The organism is Sphingomonas sp. BL-S-30, assembly GCF_055521475.1.
The window spans coordinates 876,544-902,158 of the sequence record NZ_CM145481.1 but is presented as its reverse complement, the minus strand read 5'-3'; the positions used below and the strand labels follow the sequence as shown (position 1 = coordinate 902,158).

The 25,615-nt window shown below is 64.8% G+C and carries 27 protein-coding genes; 19 read left to right on the top strand and 8 right to left on the bottom strand.

Features of this window, described 5'->3' with window-relative positions; translation table 11 throughout:
- Positions 1-133: 133 nt before the first annotated feature.
- From ACZ1I5_RS04040 to rffA, 7 genes are read left to right on the top strand one after another with little or no spacing between them, the layout of a single operon-like run.
- A complete protein-coding gene (locus ACZ1I5_RS04040; RefSeq protein WP_465172459.1) occupies positions 134-847 on the top strand; it encodes a WbqC family protein in 714 nt (237 codons plus the stop codon).
- A gap of 29 nt (positions 848-876) precedes the next feature.
- Positions 877-1,812: a glycosyltransferase family 2 protein gene (locus ACZ1I5_RS04035; protein ID WP_465172458.1), complete on the top strand. Its 936-nt coding sequence runs from the start codon at positions 877-879 to the stop codon at positions 1,810-1,812.
- Positions 1,809-2,435, top strand: coding sequence for a class I SAM-dependent methyltransferase (locus tag ACZ1I5_RS04030; RefSeq protein ID WP_465172457.1), 627 nt, complete (start codon positions 1,809-1,811; stop codon positions 2,433-2,435). Before ACZ1I5_RS04035 ends, ACZ1I5_RS04030 begins: the two co-directional genes overlap by 4 nt.
- The gene (locus tag ACZ1I5_RS04025; RefSeq protein WP_465172456.1) at positions 2,432-3,091 is read left to right on the top strand and encodes an acetyltransferase; all 660 of its coding nucleotides are present in this window, start codon (positions 2,432-2,434) and stop codon (positions 3,089-3,091) included. Before ACZ1I5_RS04030 ends, ACZ1I5_RS04025 begins: the two co-directional genes overlap by 4 nt.
- A 47-nt stretch (positions 3,092-3,138) precedes the next feature.
- Complete coding sequence (locus ACZ1I5_RS04020) at positions 3,139-3,990, top strand: hypothetical protein (protein WP_465172455.1); 852 nt, start codon at positions 3,139-3,141, stop codon at positions 3,988-3,990.
- On the top strand, positions 3,987-4,364 hold the full coding sequence (locus tag ACZ1I5_RS04015; RefSeq protein ID WP_465172454.1) for an EamA family transporter: 378 nt from the start codon (positions 3,987-3,989) through the stop codon (positions 4,362-4,364). Before ACZ1I5_RS04020 ends, ACZ1I5_RS04015 begins: the two co-directional genes overlap by 4 nt.
- 14 nt (positions 4,365-4,378) lie before the next feature.
- Positions 4,379-5,521 carry a dTDP-4-amino-4,6-dideoxygalactose transaminase gene (gene rffA, locus ACZ1I5_RS04010; protein ID WP_465172453.1) on the top strand — a complete coding sequence of 381 codons (1,143 nt, stop codon included), beginning with the start codon at positions 4,379-4,381 and terminating at the stop codon, positions 5,519-5,521.
- A gap of 112 nt (positions 5,522-5,633) precedes the next feature.
- Here the strand turns inward: rffA and ACZ1I5_RS04005 are convergent, their stop codons facing one another.
- On the bottom strand, positions 5,634-7,031 hold the full coding sequence (locus ACZ1I5_RS04005) for a sugar transferase (protein WP_465172452.1): 1,398 nt from the start codon (positions 7,029-7,031) through the stop codon (positions 5,634-5,636).
- A 353-nt stretch (positions 7,032-7,384) separates the two neighbouring features.
- Here ACZ1I5_RS04005 and ACZ1I5_RS04000 point away from each other — a divergent pair, with 353 nt between their 5' ends.
- On the top strand, positions 7,385-7,642 hold the full coding sequence (locus ACZ1I5_RS04000; protein WP_465172451.1) for a hypothetical protein: 258 nt from the start codon (positions 7,385-7,387) through the stop codon (positions 7,640-7,642).
- 28 nt (positions 7,643-7,670) lie between these two features.
- Here ACZ1I5_RS04000 and ACZ1I5_RS03995 read toward each other — a convergent pair whose 3' ends face one another.
- Together ACZ1I5_RS03995 and ACZ1I5_RS03990 are read right to left on the bottom strand one after the other, a co-directional pair.
- Positions 7,671-10,166, bottom strand: coding sequence for an ABC transporter permease (locus ACZ1I5_RS03995; protein ID WP_465172450.1), 2,496 nt, complete (start codon positions 10,164-10,166; stop codon positions 7,671-7,673).
- Positions 10,163-10,837: an ABC transporter ATP-binding protein gene (locus ACZ1I5_RS03990; RefSeq protein ID WP_465172449.1), complete on the bottom strand. Its 675-nt coding sequence runs from the start codon at positions 10,835-10,837 to the stop codon at positions 10,163-10,165. The genes ACZ1I5_RS03995 and ACZ1I5_RS03990 overlap by 4 nt, the downstream gene beginning before the upstream one ends.
- A gap of 59 nt (positions 10,838-10,896) precedes the next feature.
- Between ACZ1I5_RS03990 and ACZ1I5_RS03985 the strand changes: the two genes are divergently transcribed.
- The 5 genes from ACZ1I5_RS03985 to ACZ1I5_RS03965 all read left to right on the top strand — a co-directional run bounded on the left by ACZ1I5_RS03985 (position 10,897) and on the right by ACZ1I5_RS03965 (position 13,851).
- The gene (locus ACZ1I5_RS03985; RefSeq protein ID WP_465173886.1) at positions 10,897-11,574 is read left to right on the top strand and encodes an arylesterase; all 678 of its coding nucleotides are present in this window, start codon (positions 10,897-10,899) and stop codon (positions 11,572-11,574) included.
- Between the two features lie 77 nt (positions 11,575-11,651).
- Positions 11,652-12,053, top strand: a complete 402-nt coding sequence (locus ACZ1I5_RS03980; RefSeq protein ID WP_465172448.1) for a transposase — start codon at positions 11,652-11,654, stop codon at positions 12,051-12,053.
- Positions 12,050-12,958, top strand: coding sequence for an IS3 family transposase (locus ACZ1I5_RS03975; protein WP_465172447.1), 909 nt, complete (start codon positions 12,050-12,052; stop codon positions 12,956-12,958). Before ACZ1I5_RS03980 ends, ACZ1I5_RS03975 begins: the two co-directional genes overlap by 4 nt.
- A gap of 330 nt (positions 12,959-13,288) precedes the next feature.
- Positions 13,289-13,555, top strand: coding sequence for a type II toxin-antitoxin system ParD family antitoxin (locus ACZ1I5_RS03970; protein ID WP_465172446.1), 267 nt, complete (start codon positions 13,289-13,291; stop codon positions 13,553-13,555).
- Complete coding sequence (locus ACZ1I5_RS03965; RefSeq protein WP_465172445.1) at positions 13,552-13,851, top strand: type II toxin-antitoxin system RelE/ParE family toxin; 300 nt, start codon at positions 13,552-13,554, stop codon at positions 13,849-13,851. The genes ACZ1I5_RS03970 and ACZ1I5_RS03965 overlap by 4 nt, the downstream gene beginning before the upstream one ends.
- A gap of 20 nt (positions 13,852-13,871) precedes the next feature.
- Here ACZ1I5_RS03965 and ACZ1I5_RS03960 read toward each other — a convergent pair whose 3' ends face one another.
- The 3 genes from ACZ1I5_RS03960 to ACZ1I5_RS03950 are packed head-to-tail and all read right to left on the bottom strand — an operon-like array spanning position 13,872 to position 16,759.
- Entirely contained in the window at positions 13,872-14,570 is a 699-nt protein-coding gene (locus ACZ1I5_RS03960) for a pirin family protein (protein ID WP_465172444.1), read from the bottom strand.
- Positions 14,571-14,573: 3 nt separating this feature from the next.
- Complete coding sequence (locus tag ACZ1I5_RS03955) at positions 14,574-15,254, bottom strand: response regulator transcription factor (RefSeq protein ID WP_465172443.1); 681 nt, start codon at positions 15,252-15,254, stop codon at positions 14,574-14,576.
- Positions 15,251-16,759, bottom strand: a complete 1,509-nt coding sequence (locus ACZ1I5_RS03950; protein ID WP_465172442.1) for a sensor histidine kinase — start codon at positions 16,757-16,759, stop codon at positions 15,251-15,253. Before ACZ1I5_RS03950 ends, ACZ1I5_RS03955 begins: the two co-directional genes overlap by 4 nt.
- Before the next feature lie 264 nt (positions 16,760-17,023).
- Here ACZ1I5_RS03950 and pal point away from each other — a divergent pair, with 264 nt between their 5' ends.
- The 4 genes from pal (at position 17,024) to ACZ1I5_RS03930 (ending at position 18,761) form a co-directional block, all read left to right on the top strand.
- On the top strand, positions 17,024-17,530 hold the full coding sequence (gene pal, locus ACZ1I5_RS03945) for a peptidoglycan-associated lipoprotein Pal (RefSeq protein WP_465172441.1): 507 nt from the start codon (positions 17,024-17,026) through the stop codon (positions 17,528-17,530).
- A complete protein-coding gene (locus ACZ1I5_RS03940; RefSeq protein ID WP_465172440.1) occupies positions 17,520-17,876 on the top strand; it encodes a hypothetical protein in 357 nt (118 codons plus the stop codon). Before pal ends, ACZ1I5_RS03940 begins: the two co-directional genes overlap by 11 nt.
- A gap of 66 nt (positions 17,877-17,942) precedes the next feature.
- Entirely contained in the window at positions 17,943-18,281 is a 339-nt protein-coding gene (locus ACZ1I5_RS03935) for an ArsR/SmtB family transcription factor (protein WP_465172439.1), read from the top strand.
- A 3-nt stretch (positions 18,282-18,284) separates the two neighbouring features.
- On the top strand, positions 18,285-18,761 hold the full coding sequence (locus tag ACZ1I5_RS03930) for an SRPBCC domain-containing protein (RefSeq protein ID WP_465172438.1): 477 nt from the start codon (positions 18,285-18,287) through the stop codon (positions 18,759-18,761).
- Positions 18,762-18,769: 8 nt separating this feature from the next.
- Here the strand turns inward: ACZ1I5_RS03930 and ACZ1I5_RS03925 are convergent, their stop codons facing one another.
- Both ACZ1I5_RS03925 and ACZ1I5_RS03920 read right to left on the bottom strand, forming a co-directional pair.
- Positions 18,770-19,774 carry a cupin-like domain-containing protein gene (locus ACZ1I5_RS03925; RefSeq protein WP_465172437.1) on the bottom strand — a complete coding sequence of 335 codons (1,005 nt, stop codon included), beginning with the start codon at positions 19,772-19,774 and terminating at the stop codon, positions 18,770-18,772.
- 7 nt (positions 19,775-19,781) lie between these two features.
- Positions 19,782-20,477 (bottom strand): SapC family protein, encoded by a 696-nt coding sequence (locus tag ACZ1I5_RS03920; RefSeq protein WP_465172436.1) that lies wholly within the window; start codon positions 20,475-20,477, stop codon positions 19,782-19,784.
- Positions 20,478-21,012: 535 nt separating this feature from the next.
- On the opposite strand from ACZ1I5_RS03920, the gene ACZ1I5_RS03915 reads away from it, so the two are divergent.
- Both ACZ1I5_RS03915 and ACZ1I5_RS03910 read left to right on the top strand, forming a co-directional pair.
- Complete coding sequence (locus ACZ1I5_RS03915) at positions 21,013-23,961, top strand: TonB-dependent receptor (RefSeq protein WP_465172435.1); 2,949 nt, start codon at positions 21,013-21,015, stop codon at positions 23,959-23,961.
- A 103-nt stretch (positions 23,962-24,064) separates the two neighbouring features.
- Positions 24,065-25,612 (top strand): tryptophan halogenase family protein, encoded by a 1,548-nt coding sequence (locus tag ACZ1I5_RS03910; RefSeq protein WP_465172434.1) that lies wholly within the window; start codon positions 24,065-24,067, stop codon positions 25,610-25,612.
- The last annotated feature ends 3 nt before the right edge of the window (positions 25,613-25,615 follow it).

Below are 25,615 nucleotides of genomic sequence, written 5' to 3'. Positions count from 1 at the left end.
GGACGACCTGGTGCAAAAGCGTTAGTGTGTCAGCACGCGACAAATTTCGTCTATCGACGGTGCGCCGTGCGGCCGGTCTCATCCGAAATCGGTGTGTCTTCCCACCTATCGCCATGATGCGCAGGATTCGTTTGTGAGCGCGGCGGCGGCGCGTGCAAAAACCATCGCGGTCGTGCAATCCAACTACATCCCGTGGAAGGGCTATTTCGACCTGATCGCAGCCGTCGACGAGTTCATCCTTTACGACGACGTCCAATATACCCGGCGCGACTGGCGCAATCGCAATCGCATCAAGACACCGGCCGGGCTGCACTGGTTGACGGTCCCGGTCGCTTCCAAAGGAAATTATGACGCGTCGATTCGGGAGATACGCGTCGATGGGCTGGACTGGATCGACCGCCATTTGCGCGCATTGGACGCCAACTATGCCAGAGCGCCCCACGCCGCAGCCGTACTCGACTGGTTCGAGCCGATCCTGCGCAGCAGACACAGCCATCTGTCATCGCTCAATCGCGCGCTGATCGAACGCATCAGCACCGAACTTGGGATCAGCACCCGCATCCGGAGCTCGTCTGATTTCCAGCTTGCGGCAGGAAAGACCGAGCGGTTGCTGGACCTTTGCGTCCAGTCCGGAGCCGACCGCTATGTCAGCGGCCCGGGCGCGCGTGCCTATCTCGACGAGGCCCGCTTCGCCGAAGCTGGGATCCGCGTTGAATGGTTCGACTATGGCGGCTATGCCGAATACCCTCAGCTCTGGGGTCCGTTCGAACACGCAGTGACAATACTCGACCTCCTTTCGAACTGCGGGGCCGACGCGGCGCGCTATATGAAATGCGGCGCGCCTTGACCGAGGGCATTACGGCTGGAGCAACGTGCGTGAGCACACCGATCGCGTTGACCATCGTCGTGCCAGTCTATGGCTGTGACGACTGTCTCGCCGAATTATGCCGGCAGATCGCGGCGGCGCTGGCTGACCTGGCGGGCGAATACGAGATTCTCCTGATCGACGATCGGAGTCCCGATGGGTCCTGGGCGCAGATCGTCGCACTCCAGGCCATCTATCCCCAGCTCCGCGCATTACGATTTAGCCGCAACTTCGGTCAGCAGATCGCCATCACTGCCGGCTTGGCTGCAGCGCAGGGTGCCAGGGTCGCCGTCATGGACTGCGATTTGCAGGATCCGCCTGCGCTGCTCCCCGCGATGATGCTGCAAATGGATGTAGGCGCCGATATTGTCCAATGCAGGCGTACGCCACAGAGTCGCGCGCCCATCCGGCGAATGCTGGCGGCCGGCTATGGCCATTTTCTGGGACTGGTCACTGGCGCGCGGGTCGATCCCTCGCTGGGAAGTTTCAGTCTGCTCTCGCGCAAGGTCGTCGACGCTTATCTGCGCTTCGGCGAGCGGGAGCGGCATTATCAATTTATTCTCCACTGGCTGGGCTTCGAAACCGCCTATCTCGACTACGCGCATGCGGAGCGCCACGCGGGCCGCAGCAGCTACAAACTCCACAAGCTGATCGCGCACGCGCTCGACGGCGTGTTCTTCCAATCAACGCGGCTGCTCCACTGGATCACGGCGCTTGGCACGATGTTCGCTGCAGGCGGCTTCATCTTCGCAGGCTATATTGCCTGGCGCGCCATCTTCCGGACGGCGCTTCCCGGCTGGACGAGCCTCGCCTTCCTGATCTTGATCGGTACGGGGTTCATTCTGATGTCGCTGGGGGTGATCGGCATATATGTCGGCAAAGTGTTCGCCCAGACGAAGGGACGACCGCTCTACATCATCGACGAGGAGGTGGGACTGAAGCGATGACGGCGGCGCTCGATCAGGTCGCGAGCTATTATACTGGACGCCTTGCCGAGCATGGCGCGACCGCGCGTGGCGTTGACTGGAACGGTTCGGAAGGTCAGCAGCGACGCTTTATCGAGCTTTGCCGAGTTATCGATGCGGATGCACCGGCTTCGGTGAATGATCTGGGCTGTGGCTATGGCGCGCTTGCCGATTACCTGGCTGAGCACCACCCTCATCAAATCGACTATCGGGGCTTCGACATCGCCGACGCCATGGTAATGGCCGCTCGCGACCGGATCGGCATGATGCCGGGCGTTAGCTTCACCATCGGTGCGCAGCCAAACCACATGGCGGATTATGGTATCGCGAGCGGCATCTTCAATGTCCGTCTGGACGCATCGGAGGAAGAGTGGCGCGCCTATGTGGAGACGACGCTCGACGCGCTCGATGCCACCAGCCGGCGCGGTTTCGCGTTCAACTGCCTGACGCGTTACTCCGACGCGAATCTCATCCGACCCGACCTCTACTACGCCGACCCACTGGCGTTGTTCGATCGCTGCAAGAGGCGTTATTCACGGAACGTCGCGCTGCTGCACGATTACGGCCTGTACGAGTTCACCATCATCGTCCGGAAGCCCGCATGAGCAAGCTCGTGATCTTCGGCACTGGCCAGATCGCCGAGCTGGCACATCATTATTTCACGCACGACAGCGATCACGAGGTCACGGGCTTTACCGTAGACGGCGCGCACATGGCGGCGGACAAGTTTGCCGGGCTTCCCGTCTGTCCGTTCGAAGAAGTAACGCGCGCTTTTCCGGCGGCCGATCATCATATGTTCGTGGCGCTAAGCTACAGTCGGCTCAATGCACTGCGCGCCGAGAAAGTCGCCGCCGCGCGCGGATCCGGCTATCGTCTGGCGCGCTATATCAGTTCACGCGCCGCGGTGGCGCATCCCGACCGGATCGGCGAGCACTGCTTCATCCTTGAGGATTCGACGATCCAGCCCTTCACGACACTTGGCACCGACGTGTTCGTCTGGAGCTGGACTCACATCGGTCATCATGGCCTGATCGGTGACCATTGCTTCCTCTCGGCCTGCTGCGTCGCCGGAAACGTCGTTGTGGGCGACTATAGCTTCATCGGCGCCGGCGCGACGGTGCGCGACAATGTTGCCATCGGCGAGCGCTGCGTGATCGGTGCGGGCGCGCTGATTCTGTCGAGCTGCGAGTCCGATGGCGTTTACATGGGCCCGGCGACGGAGCGGGCACGGGTGCCGAGCTCGCGGCTGCGGGGATTGTGAGCGGATGGCGCCGCCTGGGGCAGTTGTTCACGCCGCCTGACCCGCCCTTGCACCCGGCACTGGCGTCTCACGCCTCCAATCCGCTTGCGCTACCACTCGGCCGCAATGTGGTGCGAATATTCTACAATGGCCGCGATGCCACCAACCGATCAGCGATCGGCGCGGTCGATGTGGACTTGTCGAGGCTTGAAATCGCGACCCTTCATCGTGAGCCCTTCCTGTTGCCGGGAGCACAAGGCACCTTCTGCGCCGACGGCGTCAGCATCGGCGGATGGTTCGACCAAGACGGGGGTCGCTGGCTGCTGCTCATGGGCTGGACGCTGCTTGGTGCGGGCCGGTGGCGGGGCGCGATCGGACGGATCGCCATCACTGCCGACGGACGGTTTGAGGATTCAGTGGAACAACTACTCGAAGCCGGTGTCGCGCTCGATCCGCTGAGCCTTTCATATCCATGCGCATTTCGAGATGCCGGTGGCATTTCCGTCATGCTCTACGAAAGCACGCAGCCGGGCGAACCGCGCACGCACCCCCTTCACGCCGCCACATCCAGGGACGGCACCTCATGGCAGCGCATGGGCGTGGCGCTCGGCCCCGTCACGGGGCTCACCACGGGCTATTCCCGACCGAGCGTCCTGCGCATCGGGGACCATTGGCATCTCTGGGCCAGCCGGCTGGGCGCCATGGGCGAACGGTACCACATTGCCCATGCGGCCAGCCCGGACGGCCGCACCTGGACGGCCGACAGGGATGCAGCGCTCCTTCCATCGGGCGAAGGCTGGGACTCGGCGATGGTCTGTTACCCCTCTGTATTCGAGCATGGCGGGTCACGTTACATGCTGTACAACGGCAACGATTTCGGCCGGAGCGGGTTCGGACTGGCAAGGTGGGACGGCGCGTGAGGGGGAATATCTACGATCTCGGTTACATTCTGACGGTAATAGCGTTCACATCCTACGGCCAGATCGTGCTGAAGTGGCGTGTCAGCCAATTCGGCTCGATGCCCGAAGACGTAGAGGGTAAGCTGCGTTTTGTCGTCGGCTCGCTGTTCGACCCCTTTATTGCCTCAGGGCTCGCGGCGGCCGTGATAGCCTCGCTTGCCTGGATCGCAGCGATGACACGTATGGATCTGTCCTATGCTTACCCGTTCCTTTCGATCAATTTCGTGGTCGTGATGGTTCTGAGCGCCTGGCTTCTCGATGAACCGCTCAATGGCGGACGGGTGGCCGGGGTCTGCCTGATCATGCTCGGCACGATCCTGGTCTCGCGCAGTTGAACCGGGCTCATTGATTGCCCCGCTTCGACGTTCCGCTTAGTCGCGTGCACCTGACGGGACGTGAGCGTGCTTATCTCGATCAGGCGCTGGAGGACGGACACCTTTGTGGCGACGGGCCCTTCACGGCTCGGTGCGAGCGTACCATCGAGGCGTTGACCGATTCGCCACGCGCGTTGCTGACTCATAGTTGTACCGCCGCACTGGAGATGGCGGCCCTGCTGCTCGAACTCGTACCCGGCGACGAGGTCATCATGCCCTCGTTCACCTTTCCATCTACGGCCAATGCTGTCGCACTACGCGGCGCCGTGCCAGTATTTGTCGATATTCGCGCAGACACGCTCAATCTCGATGAGCGACGGATCGAGGCGGCGATAGGCCCTCGAACACGCGCGGTTCTGCCGGTTCATTATGCTGGGGTCGCCTGCGAGATGGAAGCCATCATCGCCATTGCCCAACATCACAAGCTGATGGTGATTGAGGATGCGGCGCAGGGTGTCGGCGCGACCTGGCGGGGTAAAGCACTGGGGTCAATCGGCGATTTGGGCGCGCTCAGCTTTCATGCGACCAAAAACATCGTCTCGGGTGAAGGCGGGGCACTGCTTGTGGCCGATGACGCCATGGCTCGGGACGGCGAGATCATTCGGGAAAAGGGCACGGATCGCGCCCAATTGGTACGCGGCGAAATCGACCGCTACGAATGGCAGGGGCTCGGCTCCTCCTATCTTCCAAGCGAACTCACCGCCGCCTTTCTGCTCGCTCAGCTCGAGGCTGTCACCGAGATTACAGCGCGGCGGGTAGAAATCTGGGAAATGCTGCACGATGCCCTGGAACCGCTAGAGGCTGCCGGGCGAATACGCCGCCCTATCATACCGCCGGACTGCGGCCATAATGGCCACATCTATTATGTGTTACTGTCCGATCCTGCCGAACGCCCAGGCGTGCGGGCGTCGCTGGCGGCGGAAGGCATCCAGTTGCTCTCGCATTACGAGCCGCTTCACTTGTCCCCTGCGGGCCGTCGTTTCGGCAAGTCCGCGCATCACATGGACGTAACCGAGGCGAGCGCCAGCCGACTGCTGCGCTTACCCGTCTGGCCAGACATGACTCACAGTCACGCGGAGCGGATTACAAGGGCCTTTGCCCGGGCGATGTCAGTCTGAGCCGAGTGCTCGCCGAGAGCTTTTATATTGCCCGCCGCCCGGTCAGGTCAGGTCGGCGGTGCTTTCTTCCGAGCTGTGAGCGTGGCGATCGGAGCAAGCGAAGCAATTGCCATCAATATGCGTTGCTATGCACCAGGACCCGGAACGTCAGTGCGATAATTTTCAGGTCGCGCCAGATCGACCAGCCACCGAGATATTCCAGATCGGCGTGCAGCCGATCGGTAAGATCCGAGCGGACGTTGGTCGCGCCACGATATCCCCTAACCTGCGCCAGCCCTGTCAGGCCCGGCTTGGCGGCATGGCGGTGCCAATATCGACCGTCGATTTCCCAGAACAACTGGCCCTCGGCCCGCGACCCAAGCGCGTGCGGCCGCGGCCCGACGATACTCATGCTGCCCAGGAGCACGTTGATCAGCTGCGGCAACTCGTCGATGCTGACCATCCGGATGAAGCGGCCGACCGTCGTGATCCGGTCATCGTCGCGACGCGTGGAGGCAACACCATCGCCGTCACAAACCTCGTTGCGCATGCTACGAAACTTGAAGACGCGGATGATCCGGTTGCTTCGTCCGATACGCGACTGAATGAAGAAGACCGGTCCCGCACTCTCAATCTTTATTGCGATCGCCACGATCATGAACAGCGGCGCGAGAAAGATCAGCGCGGTGCCCGCAACTGCCAGATCGAAGAGGCGCTTTACAAGTCGGTCGAACAGCCCGAGCGGGCCCTGAGCGACGATGATCGTCGGCACGGCGCCGAAACGACCCAGCCCTCGTGGCCGCATATCGGACAGTTCGGGCACGATGATCTCGGCATGGATGTTGGCGCCCTGAAGGGCATTGGCCCAAGCGAGCCTGAGGTCCGGCGCACAGTCCAGCACGACCCTGTCGGCGCCGCGCAAGGCGGTCCCGAGCTTGTCATACATGATGGGAGAACTGCTCTCCGGATCGAAATCGGACAATTTCAGGAAACCGGAAAACTCTCCATTCAGATGGCGCGGCGCCTCCTCCGCGATCAGGACGATGGAATAGGGACTTCCGCCAAGTATCGAAAATGCGCGGCGCAGAAAGAAGGTGCGTGTCCCGGCGAGGCTGACGGCGCTGGCGACAATGCCGATCGCAAAGGCAAGGCGCGAAAGTTCCTGGCTCGATTTGAAATAGAAGGCGACGAACAGCACAGTGGCAGCCGCGAGGACCAACGCGCGTAGCGCGCGCTTTACCCCGGTCTCCGGTGTCGTGGTTATGTCTGCGGAATAGGCGCCCGCGCTGGCGGCGCTGCCGAGATAGACGATCGCTATGGTGGTTCCAATCACGCTCCATTGCGAGCCGAATGGAGGGTAGACGAGACGCGCGAACGCAAAACTCGCATAGATGCACAGCATATCGAGGAGGATCAGGAAAGCGTGGAGACGCAGCCTCACCATGCGGCGTGACTTTAGTCCCTGCGCGCCGGTGCCGGAACCGTTTTCTACCTTTGCAGGCTCCAACCGTAGACCAAGCTCAACATTCATCGCCGGCCCCCTGCCTGGCCTCGAATCAACTTTTCGAGAGCGCAGCATAAGCAGGCAATCATTACCTGTTCAAGACTCGTCCTGCAGCGCAGCATTCACTTTAACATGATATTTACGCAATCTGCCGCCAAAATTGCCGCGTGCAGGCTGGCCCCGCTCTCCCCTTTCAACGGCGGTGCAGCAAAGGGAAAATCAATCGCAGATAGGGAGCGCGACATCGGATCGGCGCCGCGGCGCTGCCTAGGCGCCCAAAATGCCCCAATTGCCTTGAGCTGATATCTCGTGTTTTATTGCGCCAAAGCGGAGGTCGATCCGTCATGATGAGAGAGAGGAGGTAACCGAGGATATTCTTCATGACGATGCTTGAACGGATTGCCCGCGGCATTCACGCCAGTCTTAGCGGCGCTGCCTCCATCGAAGCCGACGCGACATGGGATTCGATGCCGAATGGCGAACGAGAGCCTTATTATGCCGCGGCGCTCAGGATGCTGACCGTCATCCGAACACCGACGAAAGCAATGTTGCTCGAGGGCAATCGGGCCGGCGCGCCGATGGATGCCGCCAATGTCTGGGAACGCATGGCCTATATCGCACTCTATGAAGCGAGGTAGCGGCAGACATTGATCTTGCGCGTCGGCCTCAATCCTCCCGCAATGCCCGTGCCGGTCGCACGTTGAGCACCGGCAGGCTGCCGACGACCCCGATGCTCAGCGTCACCAGGACCGATGCCATGAGGGTCAGCGCGACCACGCCCCAGTCCGGCGCCCAGGGCAGGCCGAAGACCTGGACGACGACATACCACCCTGCCCCCGCCCCGATCGCCAGCGCCACGCCGGCAAGGAGCAGCCCAAGCAGGGCATATTCCATCGCCTGGACGCCCAGCACCTGAGCCCGGCTGCCGCCGAGCAGCTTGAGGATCACCGCATCCATCCGCCGGGCGCGGGCCGAGGCGGCGACCGCGCCGACCAGCACCGCCACGCCGGCGGCGACGGTGACAGCCGCCGCCGCGCGGACGGCGAAGGCGATGCGGCCGAGCAGCTCGCCGAGCTGGCCGATCACATCGCCGACGCGGATCAGCGTGACCGAGGGCAGGACCGCGCCGACCTCGCGCGCGATCTGCCCATCGCGGCCGGGCGGGGCATAGACGCTGGCGAGCAGGCTGTGCGGCGCTTCCTCGATCAGGCCGGGCGAGAAAACGATCGCGAAGTTGAGGCCGAGCCCGCTCCAGTCGATCGTGCGCAGCGCGGCGATGCGGGCCGGCACGTCGACGCCGAGCACGGCGACGGTGATCTCGTCGCCGACCTTCAGGCCGAGCGACGCGGCGGCCTTGTCCTCGATCGAGACGAGTGGCGGGCCGCGATAGTCGGCGGGCCACCATTTTCCTGCGCTGATCGTATTGCGCGCGGGCAAGGTTGCTGCCCAGGTGATGGTCCTGTCGCCGCGAAGCACCCAGGCATCCTCGGGCAGGTTCTTCATGTCGGTCACGCGCTGCCTCTTCAGCGCAACGACCGAGCCACGCAGCGATGGCGTGGCCTCGAACCGCGCGCCGGGTGCGGCACGGGTGACGGCAGTGCGGAAGCTCGCCGCATCCTCGGGCTGGAGATCGATCGCGAAGAAGCGCGGCGCCTTGGCCGGGGCGGCATTGGCCATCTCGCTCGACAGGCTGGTGTCGATCACCGCCAGCGCGACGAACAGGGAGAAGCCGAGCCCCAGCGCGACCACCAGCCGGTCGGTCTGAGCGCCAGGGCGGTGGAGATTGGCCAACGCCATGCGCAGCAGCGGCCGGCGGGGACGAGGCAGCCGGGCAATGCCGCGCCGGAGCGCCAGGCCGATCAGCCAGAGCGCGACGATGAGGACGGCGATCGCACCAACGAAGCCGAGCGCCAGGATCGGATCGGATGCCGTCAGCACCGCGAGCGCGACGAGCGCGACGAGCAGCCCGGCCATCCCCCCGATCACCCGCCAGGACGGCAGGCGACGGCGCGCGACCGCGCCGCGCAGCAATCGCGCTGCCGGGACACTCCGTGCCCGGGCCAGTGCGGGAAGCGCGAAGAGGATGCCGACGATCAGGCCCAGCGCCGCTGCGCTCAGCAAGGGCACGGGATAGAGGCCGAGGCGTGGCGGTACAGGCAATGCGTCGCCGGCAACGGCCGCGACGATCGGCGGCACGGCCGCGCCGAGGATCAAGCCGCCGCCGATGCCGGCACCCGCGACCAGGCCAAGCTGGATCAGGAACATCGAGGCGATAGTGCTGGAGCGTGCGCCGAGCACCTTGAGCGTCGCGATGATCGGGGTCTTGCCGGCGAGATAGGCGCTGACGCCGCTGCCCACCCCCACCCCGGCAATGGCGAGTGCCGCGAGGCCGACGAGCAGGAGGAACTGGCCGAGCTGGGCGATGCCGCGCCGGAGCCCCCCCGCGGCGCTGTCGGCGGTGCGTTCCGTCCAGCCCGCGCCCGGGAAGCGCGCGGTCAGGCGCTTGCCCAGCGCCTCGGCATCCACGCCCGGCGGGAGCGCCAGGCGGTAGCGGCTCTCGTACAGGCTGCCGGGTTGCACCGCATTGGTCGCGTCGAGCCCGGCCATGTCGACGATCACGCGCGGGCCGAAGCTGAAGCCGTCGCCGAGCGCGTCGGGCTCCTCGGCGATGATGCCGATCACCGCGAGGCGCGCAGTGCCGATGCGGATATGATCGCCGACCTTCAGCCCCAGTCGGTCAGCGAGCGCGGGCGCGATGGCTGCCTGACGGCCGTGCGGGCGCGACGCAAAGGCGCCGGGCGCGAGCCTGAAGCTGCCGACGAGCGGCCAGCGATCATCGACGCCCTTGAGGTCGACCAGGGTCGGCGTCGCGCCGTCCTCGGGCTGGACCATCGCGCGCATGCCGACGGTTTCCGACATGCGGCCGCGGGCGGCGAAGGCGGCGCTTTCCTCGACCGTCGCGCGGCGCTGCGAGATACGCATCTGCAGGTCGCCGCCGAGCATCGCCCTACTCTGCCCTTCGAGCGCGGAGAGGATGCTGGCCGAGAGGCTGCCGATCCCGGCGAGCGCCGCGGTGCCGAGGAACAGGCAGAGCGCGAGCAGCATCAGGCCGCGCCCGCCGCGTCTCAGGTCCCGCAGCGCCAGCCGCCAGGCGAGCCTCACGCGCGGCGCCGGTCAGCGACGATGCGGCCGTCGGCCAGCTCGATCACCCGGGCGCAGCGTGCCGCCAGCGCGGGATCATGCGTGATCACGAACAGGGTCGCGCCGGTGTCGCGGTGCCGCGCGAAGAGCAGGTCCATGATCGCGGCACCCGTCGCGGTGTCGAGATTGCCGGTCGGCTCATCGGCGAACAGCAAGGCCGGGCGAGGGGCGAGCGCGCGGGCGATGGCGACGCGCTGCTGCTCGCCGCCGGAAAGCTGGGCGGGATAATGATCGAGCCGGTGGCCCAGCCCCACGCCTTCCAGCTCGGCCGCGGCGCGCGCGAACGCATCGCGCTCGCCGGCCAGTTCGAGCGGGACGGCGACATTCTCCAGCGCGGTCATGGTCGGCAGCAGGTGAAAGGCCTGGAGCACGATGCCGATCCGGCCGCGTCGCGCGACCGCCAGCGCATCCTCGTCGAGCGTGGCGAAATCCAGCCCGGTGACGCCGACCGCGCCGCTGCTCGGCCGCTCCAGCCCGGACAGGATCGCCATCAGCGACGACTTGCCCGACCCCGACGGCCCGAGCAGCGCGACGCTGTCCCCGGTTGCGACCGACAGGTCGATCCCGTGCAGAATCTGGACCCGGGCGGGCGGTTGCCCGAGCGCGAGCGTGACCCCGGCGGCAACGATCACGTTGCTTTCGGGAGGTGTGGGGCTATCCGGGATACCGGCCGATGCGGAAGAAGATGATGATGCCACGATTCCCGGGATATGGCGTGCTTCGCCGACTTGTCCAACTCGGCCTGTTGCTGGCGCTGACCGCCGCCGCACCGGCGCCGCCCAAAAAGCTGGTCTGGGCGTTCGGCGACAGCCTGATGGCGGGCCTCGGCCTGCCGCCCGACCAGGGATATGTGCCGCAGCTGCAACGGGCGCTCCGGCAAGCCGGGGTCGATGCCGAGGTGCGCAATGGCGGGGTGTCGGGCGACACTGCCGCTCAGGGACGGGCACGGTTGTTGTGGGGCCTGCGCGGGCTCGGCCGGAAGCCCGATCTCGTGCTGCTGGAGCTTGGCGCGAACGACATGCTGCGCGGCCTGCCGACCGATCAGGTTGCAAGCAATCTCGACCGGATCCTGGCGGAGCTGAAGCGGCGGCAGATCCCGGTGCTGGTCATGGGCATGCGCGCCGCGCCCAATCTCGGCGCCGACTATCGCGGCGCGTTCGAGAGCATCTATCCGCGCCTTGCGAAGCGCCATGGCGCACCGCTCTATCCCTTTTTCCTCGAGGGCGTGGCGGGCAACCGGGCCCTGATCCAGGCCGACGGGCTGCACCCCAATGCGAAGGGCGTCGCGATCGTGGTGCGCAGGACGCTGCCGAGCATAGGATCCGCGCTACGGCGAAAGGCCCCACTTTTCCCTGTTCCGGCCCGTTAACAGGGAAAAAGCAGGGTGGAATGACCCCCTAGACTGAGACATGAAATAAGAGAGAGCTCTCTGGATGGAGGGCAAGAATGTCGAAGGACCATCGACGACGGCACGACCGGGGGTTCAAGCTGTGGGTTGTGGGTCGGATTGAGTCGGGCGAGCGGGTGTCAGCCTTGTCGCTCGAGTTGGGGATCAGGGATAATCTGCTGTACCGGTGGCGCAATGCGGTGCGGGCGGGCGGGGAGCAGGCGCTGCGCGATCCGGGTCGTCCGGGGCGCGTAGCGGATGCGATGGCTAGCCAGGCGGCGGTTGGTGAGATCCGCGATGTTGCCACAGCGCAGCGTCAGATCGAGGCCTTGCAGCGCAAGATCGGCGAGCAGCAGGTGGCGCTGGATTTTTTCAAAGGCGCCTTGCGGCGTATCGAGGCGTCACGCCAGCCGAGCGACGGTGCTGGCGAGACGACGTCTTCGCCGAGATCCAGGCGATGACGGGTTCGCAAGGCGAGGGATCGGCGCTGTCGACAGAGGCGCTGTGCCAGTTGGCCGGGGTAAGCCGGGCCAGCTATTACCGGCGCTGGCGCGACCATACCCCAAAAGTGGAAGAGACGGCGCTGCGCGATCAGGTGCAGCGGCTGTGCCTGGCGCAGCGCTTCTATGGCTATCGCCGGATCACCGCGCTGCTCAGGCGTGACGGTTGGTGCGTCAACCACAAGCGGGTGGCCCGGCTGATGCGCGAGGACAATCTGCTGTGCCTGCGGGGTCGGACGTTCCGGCCGGCGACGACGGATGCGCGGCACGGCTGGCGGGTGTGGCCCAATCTGGCGCGCGCGATGCAACCGATGGCGATCAACCAGCTATGGGTGGCGGACATCACCTATGTCCATCTGGCCGAGGCGTTCGTCTATCTGGCGGTGATCCTCGACGCGTTCAGCCGCAAGGTGGTCGGCTGGGCGATGGCGGACCATCTGCGCGCCGAGCTGGCGCTCGAGGCGCTCGCCATGGCGCTGGAGCGACGCAGGGTGACGCCGGACGGTCTGGTCCATCACTCCGACCGAGGCGTGCAATATGCTTGCGGCGCGTACATCGCCCGGCTCGAAGCCGCCGGCATCATCCCCAGCATGAGCCGCCCGGGCTGCCCTTACGACAACGCCATGGCCGAGAGCTTCATGAAGACCCTGAAGCAGGAGGAGGTCGACGGTACCGGCTATCGCGACCTCGCCGACGCACGCGAGCGGATCGGGACCTTCATCGAGCAGGTCTACAATCGCCAGCGCCTGCACTCCGCCTTGGCCTACAGGTCGCCCGACGAGTATGAGGAAACCATGCGAAGGGCTGCTGCGCAGCAGCCCTTCAAACAAGCAACCGAGCTCTCTCTAATTAACGTGTCTCACTAAAGGGGGTCACTCCAAGGGAAGGGAAAAATTTTCCCCTGTCACGTTGGATTTTGGACGCATTATTTCGCATAAATATCAAATGCTTATTGGAAGCTACCCTGTTCTGCGGAACAGGGTAGAATTTCGCCATAACAGCGTAACGCCACGCCGATAGCAGGGTGGGCAGGCGGCGTACGGGGCGCCTTTTCGGTCGGTCATGTCAAAGAGCGCGGTGGCTGCCTGTGGAACACGCGGCCGGCAGCATCATGCAGCTATTTCGACCGAGTTGAATCGATCCCAGCCTTGATAACTATTATCCATCCGCGATATAGTGTTCCTGGAGAATGCCCCATGGCCAGCAGCGTCGACCTCGGAAACCATCTCGAAAATTTCGTCGGCCAACTCGTCAAAACGGGCCGTTACAACTCGCGTAGCGAAATCCTGCGCGAAGGGGTTCGTCTCATTCACGAGCGTGAGACGCGTCTTGCCGCGCTGGACGCATCCATAACGCGTGGCATTGCCGACGCTGACGCCGGGCGAATCCAGAGCCTGGACGCTGCAGCAGCGATGCTCGACGCGAAATATGCGGCGATGCCGGAAACGCGCGAGGCGCGGTGAAGGTTGTCCTGACTGACGAAGCGCTCGGCGATCTGGAGCGGATCGGCGACTATATCGCGCAGGACAATCCGGATCGTGCCCGCAGTTTCATACGAGAGTTGCTCGACAAGGCGCGGCAACTGGGTGACCTTCCTCAAGGCTTTCCACTGGTGCCCCGTTACGCGCATCTTGGCATTCGCCGCCGCGCGCACGGCAGCTACCTGATCTTCTATCGAGCGGAGCCGGACCGCGTGACCGTCATCCATGTCCTTCATGGTGCGCGTGACTATGAGGCGCTGTTGTTCCCCGACGATTGATCGACCCGGCCACCCCTCGCTCAGCGCGTGTCGATCAGCAATATCTCCGCGAACTTGCGCGATTCGATGCGGATGGCGGTTTCGTTAGTGATCGCGGCGCCTTCGAGCGGGCCGATGGCCTGGCCGTTGACGTCCACCGTGCCGGCCAGCGCCATCACATAGGCATGGCGCGACCGGGTGAGCGCATAATCGATCGCTCCCCTGGCCGGCAGGCGGGCGCCGAACACCCGCGCATGCGATTGCAGCGGCATGGCAAGGCGATCCTGCGGAAAGCCGCTGGCGAGGAGCGCGAGGCGGCCGGTGTGGGCGCGGTTGGGGAATTTCACGATGCGCCGCTGCACACGCTCCGGCACCGTTTCCATGCGCAGCCGGATCTCGACGAATTCCGCGGGCCTGGCGCCAGGATTGCTCTGGGCATGCGTGATACCGCGTCCGGGACAGAGCAATTGCACTTCCCCCGCCAATGTCCGGTCGACGGCATCCATGTTGACGTGATGCGCGATCACGCCCTTGCGCACGATCGTCAGGATATCGACGCCGTCGATGGCGTGCGGCGGCATGTCGGCACGCGGTTCGAGGATATTGTGGTTGAGCGTGGTCAGCGCACCCCAATGGCCGCGCGCGGAATCCTGATATTGCCCGAACGAGAAATGATGCAGCGCCTCCAGCCCGGGCAGGCGGCTCCGTCCCAGCTCGTCACGCGCGCGCAACACGACCATCGCTCACACGCCCGGCGTCAGGCGATAGCCGACGCCGGGTTCAGTCAGCAGCAGCCGGGGATCGCTGGGATCCTCCTCGATCTTCTGGCGCAGCAGGCCGATATAGACGCGCAGATACTGGCTGTCGGCACCCTCCGATCCCCAGCCGGCGGCGAGCAGCCTTTTGTGAGTCACCACCTGGCCGGCGCTGAGCGCGAGCACGCGCAGAAGATCAAATTCCTTCGGAGAAAGCCTGACCACATCGCCGTCCAGCCTGACCTGGCGCGCCGCGAAATTGATTTCGAGCGGAGCGCCCGAATAGGTTTCCGGCTCGCTCTCCAGGCTCTTGCCGCGGCGGATCGCGGCGCGGATGCGCGCCATCAGCTCGCCGATCTCGAACGGCTTGTTGACGTAATCGTCCGCGCCATTGTCGAGCGCGGCGATCTTCTCCGCTTCCTGGTGCCGCGCGGAGATCACGATGATCGGCACCGCGCTGGCCGCACGAATCCGCCGGATGACTTCCTTGCCGTCCATGTCGGGCAGACCGAGATCGAGCAGGACGACGTCCGGCCGCTCGTCCAGGGCCAGGCGCGAGGCGCTGCTGCCATCGGAGGCGACGCGCACTTTATAGCCCGCGGCGCCCAAGACGGGCTGAAGCACGGCGATGAGCGACGGCTCGTCATCGACAAGCAGGATATGAGTCATGAGCGGTCGCTCCCCATGGCAAGCGGAAGGCGAATGGTGATGCAGGTGCCGCGTCCCTCGATGCCGGGAATCGTCGCGCCGATGGTGCCACCCAGCGCCTCGACGAACCCCTTGGCGATGGCGAGGCCCAGACCGCTGCCGCGCGGCGACGCCTCGCTGCGCGCGACGCGGTGGAAGCGGTCGAACACACGCTCGGCATCCTGTTCCGGGATGCCATAGCCTTCATCGGCGATGGCGATGCAGCAAATATCCTCCGCCCCGGATATGCCGATGCGGATGCGGGTGCCGTCCTCGCTATAGGTGATCGCATTGTCGAGGATGTTGATCAGGACGAGCTCGAACAGCGCGGGGTTCGCGGCGATCTGAAGCTCGGATGCCCGGTCCTCCAGGGCAATCGACCGCGCGCCGGCCCGCGACCTGACTCGCTGGATCGCCGTCGCGACCATCTCGGACACGCCGAGCACCTGGAGCGAGGCAGGCTCTCCACGCGTTTCGAGCCGGCTCATCTCAAGCAAGTTGGCGGTGTAGCGGTTGAGCCGCTCGCCTTCCTCCACGATGCCCTGCAACAGGCGAAGCGAGGTTTCCGGATCGAGCTTCTCGCCATAGGTGATCAGGCTGGAGGCCGATGCGCAGATCGCGGTCAGCGGGGTGCGGAAATCATGGCTGACCGACGCAAGCAGCGCCGTCTTCAATTCCTCGGCCCGGGCCGAGGCCTGACGCTCGGTCATCCGTTCGGACAGGGCCGCGCGCTCGAGCGCGAGCGCGACCATGTTGCCGAGCGCGTCGACGAATGCGGGTTCGATCCCGCGTGGGCGGAGCGGCTCGACGATCATCAGGATGGGGAGGCCGGTGCTGCCTTCGAGACGGCGACCGATGAGATTTCCGTCGTTGAGCGTCAGTGCCGGACCCGACAGCAAGGCCTGGGCCAGGGCCTGCCAGCGATCGTCGCGCTCCACCAGGTCGAGCGGAACCGCGGTCCGTCCCTCGGCGCGGAACAGCGAAATCCGCGCGCCGAGGATTTCATGGGCCGCCCCGTCGACGGTCGCGACCACATCCTCCGGGCGCTGGGTGGATTGAAGTTCGCGGCTCAGCTCGAGCAGACTGTTGAGCTGGAGATTGCTCGACCGCGCCGCCTCGGCATGATCCTTGAGCCGGCCGGCGAGCACGCCCGACACCAGGGCGCACAGGTTGAAGATGACCAGCGGCGCGATGTCGCTGCCCGTCGCCAGCCGGAAGGTCAGCACCGGCTCCGTCAGGTAGAAATTGTAGATCAGGAAGCCGACCAGCGCGGCGATCAGCGCAGAGGCCAGACCGCACAACGCGCCCGTGACGGTAATGCCGAGAACGAAGACCAGCGCCGCCGCCACCTCGCCATAGCGGGCTGCGGCGAAGGAACCGGTGGCGGACACGGTGACGAGCAGGAGCGTGAGCAGGAACTGACCGCTGCTCAGATGCAGCTTCACCTTGCGCATGGTGCCGAGCAGCGAGGTGGGAGATTCCGTCATCGACTAGCGTGTTTGCCCTCATCACCGGGTTTGGTCCACGGCGGCTGAGGCGGGCCTGTCGGGAGCGAATGCCCGCCCGCCGCCGTGGTGGGTGGAGCACCGCCTTTCAGGAGGAGGGTCCGTGCCGGGGGGCACGGCGGTGCTCGCCCAATCGGGATAGGCGCCGCCCGGCCGACCCGTCCATGCATAAAAAACCTATAGTAACGCCCCCTGCCCGCGCAGCCCTAGGGAGAGAGCGAACGCTGTCCCTTGGGGGGAAGAATGATGAACAAGATGGTCCTGACCGCCGCGATCGGCGCCGCGATGCTTGCCGGCTGCGCGAGCAAGAAACTGCCGGTCGACGGCAACAGCTATGCGCCGGGCGCCGGCGAGGCCTATACCGCGCCGGACAGCCTGTCCGGCCTGCAGGCCAGCCTGATTGCCGCGGCAGGGAGCGACCGGGTGCTCTTCGGCTATGATTCCTTCACGCTCGAGCCGGAGGCCCGCCAGACACTGGCGCGGCAGGCCGAATGGCTGCGGCAGCACCCGGACATCGGCTTCTCGATCGAAGGCCATTGCGACGAGCGGGGCACGCGCGACTATAATCTCGCGCTGGGCGACCGCCGCGCCCGCGCCGCCGCGGCCTTCCTGACCGCCGAAGGGATTGCGCCGACGCGAATCCGCACCATCTCCTATGGCAAGGAGCGCCCCGAGGCGCTCGGATCCGACGAGGGGTCCTATGCGGCCAATCGCCGGGCGGTATCGATCGTGATCGGGAACAATGGCAGCTGACCGAGGATGTGGCTATCGGCGCGGGACAGCGATCCTGGCCGCGACGCTTGCCTGCTGGACCGTTGCCGCCTGCGCCCAGCGATATAGCGACGATAGCTCGACCGACGAGCGTCAATATGACTGCGACGCGGGCAAATCCTTTTCCGCGGCCTTCTCCAAGGACAGGGTCCGGATCGATACCAAGGGGTATAGCTACGAGCTGGAGAAGCGCCCGTCGTCGGTGGGCGTCCGTTATGGATCCAAACGGGTCGCCTTCGCCCAGGACGAGGATCGTGCCGTGCTGATCGGCGCGGGTGACGGGCCGTACCAGGGCTGCACTGAAACCGGCTTCCGCATCAACAGGTGACGTCGCCCAGCGTCCGGCAGATGCCTTGACTCATGCATCGCCATTTAGCTATATAGCCAAATGGCGATGCAAACCGACCCCAGCCTCGACGCAGTCTTTTCCGCTCTCGGCGATCCAACCCGCCGGGCGATCCTGGCCAGGCTGAGCCTGGGCGAGGCGACCGTCTCCGAGCTCATGCGGCCCTTCTCGCTCAGCCAGCCGACCATCTCGAAGCATCTCAAGGTGCTGGAAAATGCCGGCCTGATCGAGGGTGGCCGCGATGCGCAGCGCCGGCCGCGACGGCTGCGCGCCGAGGCGATGAAGGACATGGCCGACTGGATCGAGCCGTTCCGCCGCCTGTGGGAGCGCCGCTTCGACAATCTCGACCATCACCTCGCCGCCCAGGCCGCGAAAAAGGAGGACTGACCGATGTTCACTGCCACCGACACCGATGCCGATCTCGTCAACCCGACCGGCTTCACGATCGATCGCGACACGAACACGATCCGTTTCGAGCGCGCTTTCGACGCACCCTCCATCCGCGTCTTCGACGCCTGGACTCAGCCCGAGCAGGTAGCCGGCTGGTGGGACCCGACGGGCGAGCGCCTGAGTTCCTGCGAGATCGACCTGCGCCCCGGCGGCGCCTTCCGCTTCGTCAGCCGACATCACCCCGACCGGCCCTTTTCCGGCGTGTATCGGGAGATCACGCCGCCCAATCTGATCGTGTTCGACGCCAATGGCGCGGTCGGGCGGGTGAAGCTGGTCGAGGCGTCCGGCAGGACTCGCATGACCGTCGAGATCCAGTGCCAGTCGAGCGAGCATCTCGACCACTATATGCAGATCGGCGTGCATCTCGGCACCGACCGGACGCTGGACAATCTCGTCGCCTTTGTCGCTGGGGCCTGAGGCCAGGCTCAGCCGCGCAGCATCTGCATCACATAAGCGCGGATGCGGCCGTAATTGTCGCGGAGCGGCCCGAGGATGCCGTGCCGCTCCGGCGGCAGATGCGCGAGCGGATGGCCGTTCTCACGGAAGACATAATGGTCGAACAGCGCCTTCCAGGCGCCCCGTTCGCCCTCGGGCCGTTCGGCAATGGCGATCATCGCGAGCAACAGCGTGGTATAGGGCGCATCCGGCCCGGCGCCGAACGCGTCCCACCAGTAATTGACCAGGACGTTGAACGGCGCGGTCGATTCGACCTGATGCCACCAGAGCTTGGGCAGATAGAGCGCGTCGCCGGGTTCGAGCTCGGCCACCAGGGCCCGATCGCGTACCGTTTCGAACTTCGGATAGCGCGCATCGCCAGGTGCCGCGGCAGCGGCGAGGCTGACCGGCTGGCCCGCCATGGTCCGATCGATCGGGCCGACATAGAGGCTGTCGATCAGCCTGGGATCGTACAGCGTGAAGCGCCGGCGGCCGGCGACGACGCAGGCGACATTGTCCATCGTGTCGTAATGCGCCGCGACATTGGAGGCGTGGCCAATCCAGATGCGCGGCCTGACGCCGGGTAGCACCGGGATCGGATTACGGTCGGCGAGTCCGGGAAGATAATCGTCCGTCGAGAGCGAGCCGGCATAGATGCTGTCGGCGTCGGGCCGATCGAGGCCGGCCAGGATTGCCTCGAGCGCGTCAGCGAGGCGCATCCGGCGACGCTCGAAATTGAAGCCCTGCAGGGTCTCGTCATAATAATATTTGCCGGCGATGCGCGGCGCGCCGAAAAAGGCCTCCATCTCGCGGCCCGTATCGAACGACGCGAGGTAGCGCGCGAAAGCGGCCGGCGACTCGCCCGCCGCGGCGATCGCCGGCCAGTCACGCACCAGCCCGCGCAACAGGACCGGGCGGCACGGCTCGACGACATCCCGCCGGAACGCCGCGGCATCGGTGAGCAATTCTGCCGGATATTCCGCAACGGCGGGCATGGCTGGTTCAGAACGCTCCGACCGGGGCGAGCGCGGTCAGCCGGTCGTTGCGGCGACGCGCCAGCGACGGAATCTGATTGAGCGAGCCGAGCATCAGCGACGCGGCATGGAGATAGCCGCGCCGGAACAGGTCGACCACCCGCGCATCCTCCAGATCGGCCAGCGCATCGCGATTGATGGTATAGGCGCCCGCCACGCTGCTCTTCGTGCCGTCGTCGAAGCTCACATCGATATCGATCGGTTCGACCAGCTTGAGGTCGAGCATCGTCCGGATGAACGCGCGCGTCTCGTCCAGGCCCGGGCGCAATTCGCGGAAGGTGGCGATGACGCGCTGCAGATAGGGAGTCGGCCCTCCCCCATCGTCGAACACCCGCTCGCCGCCAAAAGCGCTCACCCGGGGGCTGTCGAGATCGACCGCGAGGCCCGTCTCGGTCGCGAAAAAGGGTTCGCGCTCCAGGTTCAGCGGCCGGTAACCGTGCATGCCGCCGCCCGGCTTCAGGAACAGATTCTCCCCTTCGTCGAAACCGAGCATCGCGGCACAGAAAAAGGCGCCGGTGTCCGACTGCTTGCCGAACAGGATGGGATAATCGACCGCGAGCAAGGCGAATTCGCGCAGGATGACCTGAACGAGATGCGTGCCGTCGCCGTTGCGCGGGGAAGCGATCGTATCGATGCGCAGGTCGCGGTGGGCGACCGTGTCCAATGGCACGATATTGCTCATCAAGTCAGACGCCTTCCCATGGCCGCACCGCTCTCTGACGGTTGACCTATCCGTTGTGGAGATGGCCCGTCGCAGCCGACATGCGCCTCCCCTGCGCGATGATAGCTGGCGCCATGCGCGAAGCCAATGACGGATGATAGCGCGCACAAACAAGATCCATTCCCGATATAAATGCCCCCGTTCCCGTGCTCCAACCGATCAGCAGCCAGCCTGACAACGGCGGAAATGTGGCAAATATGGCGCTTGCCCGACAAAAATGTTCGCGCTACCACTATAGGATATAGAATATGCGAAAACGCATATAGGATATCAAAATCGGTGAGGCGCGTAACGGCGCGACCTCATCACGGAGAGGATGAATGGGGCTCCACTCATCATCGTGACGGAATGTGTCGTCGGGTCCGAAGGACCCGGCGCAGCATGGGGCGTGGTTCGCAGTGATCCGCGCCGACGAGGACGCGCCGACCGGAAAATGTGCCGGCGCCGAACCAGAAACGACGTTAGGCAGGAGAGAAGAATGACCATGAACAGGGTGGGCACGAGAACCGGCAAGGGGAGCGCGCTGCCGATACGCAGCCTTTTGCTCCTCGGCGCCTCGACAGTTACGATGATGGCGGCGCCGGCCTATGCGCAGGCAGCGGCGGAGCAGGACAGCCCTGCCGCGGGCGCGGCGGCATCGCCTGACGAGGACATCATCGTCACCGGCATTCGCGGGTCGCTCCAGCGCAACCTCGACATCAAGCGCGATGCCGTGGGCGTTCTCGATGCGATCTCGGCGGAAGACATCGGCAAGTTTCCGGATTCGAACGTCGCGGCGGCGTTGCAGCGCCTGCCGGGCGTGTCGATCCAGCGCGACGGCGCGCGCGGCGAGCCCACGGGCATCACGGTGCGCGGCTTCGGCGGCGACTTCAACGAGACGCTCTATGACGGCCGCCGCGTGCCCACGACGAATGGCGGGCGCTCGGTCGACTTCAGCACCGTCGGCGCCGATTTCGTCGGTCAGCTGAACGTGATGAAGACCCCGGACGTCTCGATCGGCGCGAGTTCGATCGGCGCGACGCTCAACATCCTGCTGCCCAAGCCGTTCGACCATCCCGGCTTCCGCCTGGCGGCCAGCGCATCGGGATCGTACCAGGAATATGCCAAGAAGGTCGTTCCGACCGGCGGGATCCTGATCAGCGACACCTTCGCCGACGACACCTTCGGCATTCTCGCCGACGTCGTCTATACCCGGCACGATACCCAGACGAACCAGGCTTATATCAACGGCTTCGGCTTCGCCTATTTCGCCCCGTGCCAGCTGGCCGGGAGCACGGCGCAAAACTGCGCGCCGACCTCCGCAACGGCGAATGCCCAGGGCGTTCCGACGCCCGCCAGCAACCTGACCAGCGTGCGCGGCGCGTTCGAACAGCAATATGGCCTGAGCCAGATCTACACCAAGGACGAGCGCATCGACGGACGCCTCGCCCTGCAATGGCAGCCGTCCGACAAGGTCCTGGTGTCGCTCGACAGCAATTTCTCACGCCAGTCGATCAACCAGGATTCGTTCGGCTTCGGCATCTGGTTCAACCAGGGCAGCCTGCGCAACGTCACGCTCGACAGCAACGGCGTGCCGACCAACTTCACCCAGGCCGGCACCCAGACCGACTTCAACGCGACCACCAATAGCGACGTCCGGCAGACCAGCCAGACTGGTCTGAACGTGAAATGGGACGTCTCCGACAACTTCAAGGTCGAAGCCGACGCCAATTATGCCAAGGGCTGGCGCAATCCGGACGGACGGGTCAACAGCCGCAACGGTGACGTCGGCTATGGCTTCGGCATCGGCCCGTCGCTCGGCATCGTCATTGCCGGCGACAGCACGAATTCGATTCCCACGCTCAACAATTACGGCGTGAACGGCGACGAAGCGCGCTGGGTCGATACCTCGGTCATCGGTTCGCATGTGACCGTGAACACGGCGAACAAGAACACCGATACCGTCAAGCAGGCCCGGCTGTCGGGCGAGTGGAAGCAGGACGATTTCTCGATCAAGTTCGGCGGGACCTATCTCGACGATCAGTTCAAGATCCAGACCAGCGACACCTTCGCCAATAATTTCTGGCAGGCCTATGCGGGCTATGGACCGCCCTCGGGTGGCACGACGGGCGTTCTGCTCCCCGCGAGCCTGTTCAAGGGTACGGTGAGCACCGCCAACTTCCTGCCGGGCTATACGGGCAATCTGCCACCGTCGCTGCTCCGGTATACCGCGGCGGACTATCAGGCCTATCTGACGAGCCTGGGCAACCCGCAGACCAAGAACATCCCGGGGTTCAACTATCTGGACGGACAGGTCGGCCCGAATTTCAAGGGCACCTTCGACGTCAAGCTCAACCCGGCCAGCGTGCAGGTCATCACGGAGAAGACCTGGGCGGCGTTCGTCCGCGCCAGCTTCGAAACCGAGATCGCCGGCATGAAGTTCAACTTCAACGCGGGTGCCCGTGAGGAAGTCACTCACATCACCTCGAGCGGCGTAGGCCAGGTGCCGCTGACGCTGACTCAGGGCATTGGCGATCCCACCCTGTTGTCGGTCGGATTCTCGCCCAGCCAGCCGGTGACGACGAAGAGCAGCTATGCCTATCTGCTGCCGAGCATCGACATGAAGCTGAACCTCACGGACAATTTCGACGTCCGGTTCGATGCCTCGCGCACGCTGACTCGCCCGAATCTCGGCTTCCTGACCCCGGTTCTCAACGTGGGCAGTGGCCAGCGTATCGGTGCCTTCACGGCCACCGGCGGCAACCCGACGCTGCGTCCGTATCTGTCGGAGAATTTCGACCTCACCGCCGAATGGTATTACCAGCGCAACTCCTATTTCGCGGTGGATCTGTTCGTGAAGAACGTCAGCAACTTCATCGTTGCCGGCGTGACTCGCCAGCCGATCAACAACGTGATCGATCCGACCACCGGGTTGCCGGCGCAATTCTCCGTCTCGGCCCGGGTCAACGGACCCGACGCGACGGTGAAGGGTGTCGAAATCGCCTGGCAGCACGTGTTCGGGGACAGCGGCTTCGGCTTCAACGCGAACGCGACCCTGGTCGATACCAACAAGCCCTATGATCCGAACGACTTCACCCAGAGCGGCTTCGCCGTCACCGGGCTGGCCAATTCGGCGAACTTCGTTGGCTTTTTCGACAAATACGGCTTCCAGGCGCGTGTCGCGGTCAACTGGCGTGACGAATATCTGCTCCAGTTCGGCCAGGCGCAGAACAATGGCAGGTTCGGCGCCGAACCGACCTTCGTGAACCAGAGCACGCAGATCGACTTCAGCACGAGCTATGAGCTGACGAAGCAGTTCACGATCTTCGCCGAAGCGCTGAACCTGACCAATGAGACCTACAGCACCCATGGCCGGTACAAGAACCAGCTGCTGACCGCGTACGGCTATGGCCGGCGTATCACGGCTGGCGTGCGCTTCCACTACTAAGAGGGTCGCATCCCCTGGGGCCGCCAACCGCCGAGGTTGGCGGCCCCCTTTTCTTTCATGCTAGGGGCGGCCCCGGCCACAGCGAAGAAAGTCGCCGACTGATATGGTTCGTCCGGTTCGCAATATCGTCATCGTCGGCGGCGGCACCGCCGGCTGGCTGACCGCGGGCGTCATCGCCGCACGCCACAAGGGCCGGATCGCGGCGGGCGACGTCAGCGTCACCCTGATCGAATCGCCCAACGTCAAGATCATCGGCGTCGGCGAAGGCACCTGGCCGACCATGCGCACCACGCTGCAGAAGATGGGCGTGTCCGAGACCGATTTCTTCCGCGAATGCGACGCCGCCTTCAAGCAGGGCGCGAAATTCGCCAAATGGACGACAGGCGCCGAGGACGACGCCTATTATCATCCGCTGATGCTGCCCCAGGGGTTCAGCGAAGTGAACCTGGTGCCGCACTGGCTGCAGGACGGCCATGGCCGGACCTTCAGCGACGCGGTCTGCCCGCAGGAAGCGATCTGCGAGGCCGGCCTCGCGCCCAAGATGATCACCACCGCCGAATATGATGCGGTCGCCAATTACGCCTATCATCTCGACGCGGGAAAATTCGCGCCGTTCCTGCAGCGGCATTGCACCAGCACCTTGGGCGTGCGGCATGTGCTGGCCGATGTGACGAACGTCAACCAGGCCGAGAATGGCGATATCCTGAGCCTCGCCACCGAACAGGCGGGGGACATTCCGGGCGACCTGTTCGTCGACTGCACCGGTTTCGCCTCGCTGCTGCTGGGCAAGACGTTGGGGGTAGCATTTCGCGACTGTTCGGACGTGCTGTTCTGCGACACCGCGATCGCGATGCAGGTGCCGTTCGACGACCCCGACGCGCCGATCGCCTCGCATACCATCTCGACCGCGCAATCGGCCGGCTGGATCTGGGACATCGGCCTGCCGACGCGGCGCGGCACCGGCCATGTCTATTCGAGCGCGCATATCGACGACGAGACCGCCGAGCGCGAGCTGCGCGCCTATATCGGTCCGGCGGCGGACGGACTGACCGCGCGGAAGATCCCGATCCGCGCCGGGCACCGCGAAACCTTCTGGAAGAATAATTGCGTCGCGGTCGGGCTGGCCGCCGGCTTCATGGAGCCGCTCGAATCCTCGGCGATCGTGCTGGTCGAGCTGTCGGCCAAGCTGATCGCGGAGCAGATGCCGGCCAATCGCGAGGTGATGGATATCGTCGCCAAGCGCTTCAACGAGACCTGCCATTATCGCTGGGGCAGGATCATCGACTTCCTGAAACTGCATTATGTGCTGACCAAGCGGCGCGACACGCCCTTCTGGATCGACAATGTCGCTCCTTCCAGCATTCCGGAGCGGTTGCAGGAACTGATGCAGCTGTGGAAATACCAGCCGCCGTGGTTCTTCGAGGAATTCGACCGGCTCGACGAGATCTTCCCGGCCGCGAGCTACCAATATGTGCTGTACGGCATGGGCTATGAGACCGAGGCCAATCCGCTGGAGACGGCGACGACCCGGCAGCGCGCGGCGCGCCTGATCGACGAGAATGCGCGGATGGCGGCGCGGATGCGCGAGCAGCTTCCCCGGAACCGCGACCTGCTGAAGAAGATCGAGCAGTTCGGGTTCCAGGCGATCTAGGCG

What these genes read in the sequence shown, in the direction of transcription:
- ACZ1I5_RS03955 (WP_465172443.1), bottom strand. Translation starts at nt 15,254, where the DNA reads ATGACTCATATCCTGCTTGTCGATGACGAGCCGTCGCTCATCGCCGTG.
- ACZ1I5_RS03960 (WP_465172444.1), bottom strand. Translation starts at nt 14,570, where the DNA reads ATGGTCGTGTTGCGCGCGCGTGACGAGCTGGGACGGAGCCGCCTGCCC.
- ACZ1I5_RS03950 (WP_465172442.1), bottom strand. Translation starts at nt 16,759, where the DNA reads ATGACGGAATCTCCCACCTCGCTGCTCGGCACCATGCGCAAGGTGAAG.
- ACZ1I5_RS03915 (WP_465172435.1), top strand. Translation starts at nt 21,013, where the DNA reads ATGACCATGAACAGGGTGGGCACGAGAACCGGCAAGGGGAGCGCGCTG.
- ACZ1I5_RS04030 (WP_465172457.1), top strand. Translation starts at nt 1,809, where the DNA reads ATGACGGCGGCGCTCGATCAGGTCGCGAGCTATTATACTGGACGCCTT.
- ACZ1I5_RS04000 (WP_465172451.1), top strand. Translation starts at nt 7,385, where the DNA reads ATGACGATGCTTGAACGGATTGCCCGCGGCATTCACGCCAGTCTTAGC.
- ACZ1I5_RS03980 (WP_465172448.1), top strand. Translation starts at nt 11,652, where the DNA reads ATGTCGAAGGACCATCGACGACGGCACGACCGGGGGTTCAAGCTGTGG.
- ACZ1I5_RS03985 (WP_465173886.1), top strand. Translation starts at nt 10,897, where the DNA reads ATGCCACGATTCCCGGGATATGGCGTGCTTCGCCGACTTGTCCAACTC.
- ACZ1I5_RS03970 (WP_465172446.1), top strand. Translation starts at nt 13,289, where the DNA reads ATGGCCAGCAGCGTCGACCTCGGAAACCATCTCGAAAATTTCGTCGGC.
- ACZ1I5_RS03975 (WP_465172447.1), top strand. Translation starts at nt 12,050, where the DNA reads ATGACGGGTTCGCAAGGCGAGGGATCGGCGCTGTCGACAGAGGCGCTG.
- ACZ1I5_RS03930 (WP_465172438.1), top strand. Translation starts at nt 18,285, where the DNA reads ATGTTCACTGCCACCGACACCGATGCCGATCTCGTCAACCCGACCGGC.
- ACZ1I5_RS03925 (WP_465172437.1), bottom strand. Translation starts at nt 19,774, where the DNA reads ATGCCCGCCGTTGCGGAATATCCGGCAGAATTGCTCACCGATGCCGCG.
- pal (WP_465172441.1), top strand. Translation starts at nt 17,024, where the DNA reads ATGAACAAGATGGTCCTGACCGCCGCGATCGGCGCCGCGATGCTTGCC.
- ACZ1I5_RS03935 (WP_465172439.1), top strand. Translation starts at nt 17,943, where the DNA reads ATGCAAACCGACCCCAGCCTCGACGCAGTCTTTTCCGCTCTCGGCGAT.
- ACZ1I5_RS04025 (WP_465172456.1), top strand. Translation starts at nt 2,432, where the DNA reads ATGAGCAAGCTCGTGATCTTCGGCACTGGCCAGATCGCCGAGCTGGCA.
- ACZ1I5_RS03910 (WP_465172434.1), top strand. Translation starts at nt 24,065, where the DNA reads ATGGTTCGTCCGGTTCGCAATATCGTCATCGTCGGCGGCGGCACCGCC.
- ACZ1I5_RS03940 (WP_465172440.1), top strand. Translation starts at nt 17,520, where the DNA reads ATGGCAGCTGACCGAGGATGTGGCTATCGGCGCGGGACAGCGATCCTG.
- ACZ1I5_RS04005 (WP_465172452.1), bottom strand. Translation starts at nt 7,031, where the DNA reads ATGAATGTTGAGCTTGGTCTACGGTTGGAGCCTGCAAAGGTAGAAAAC.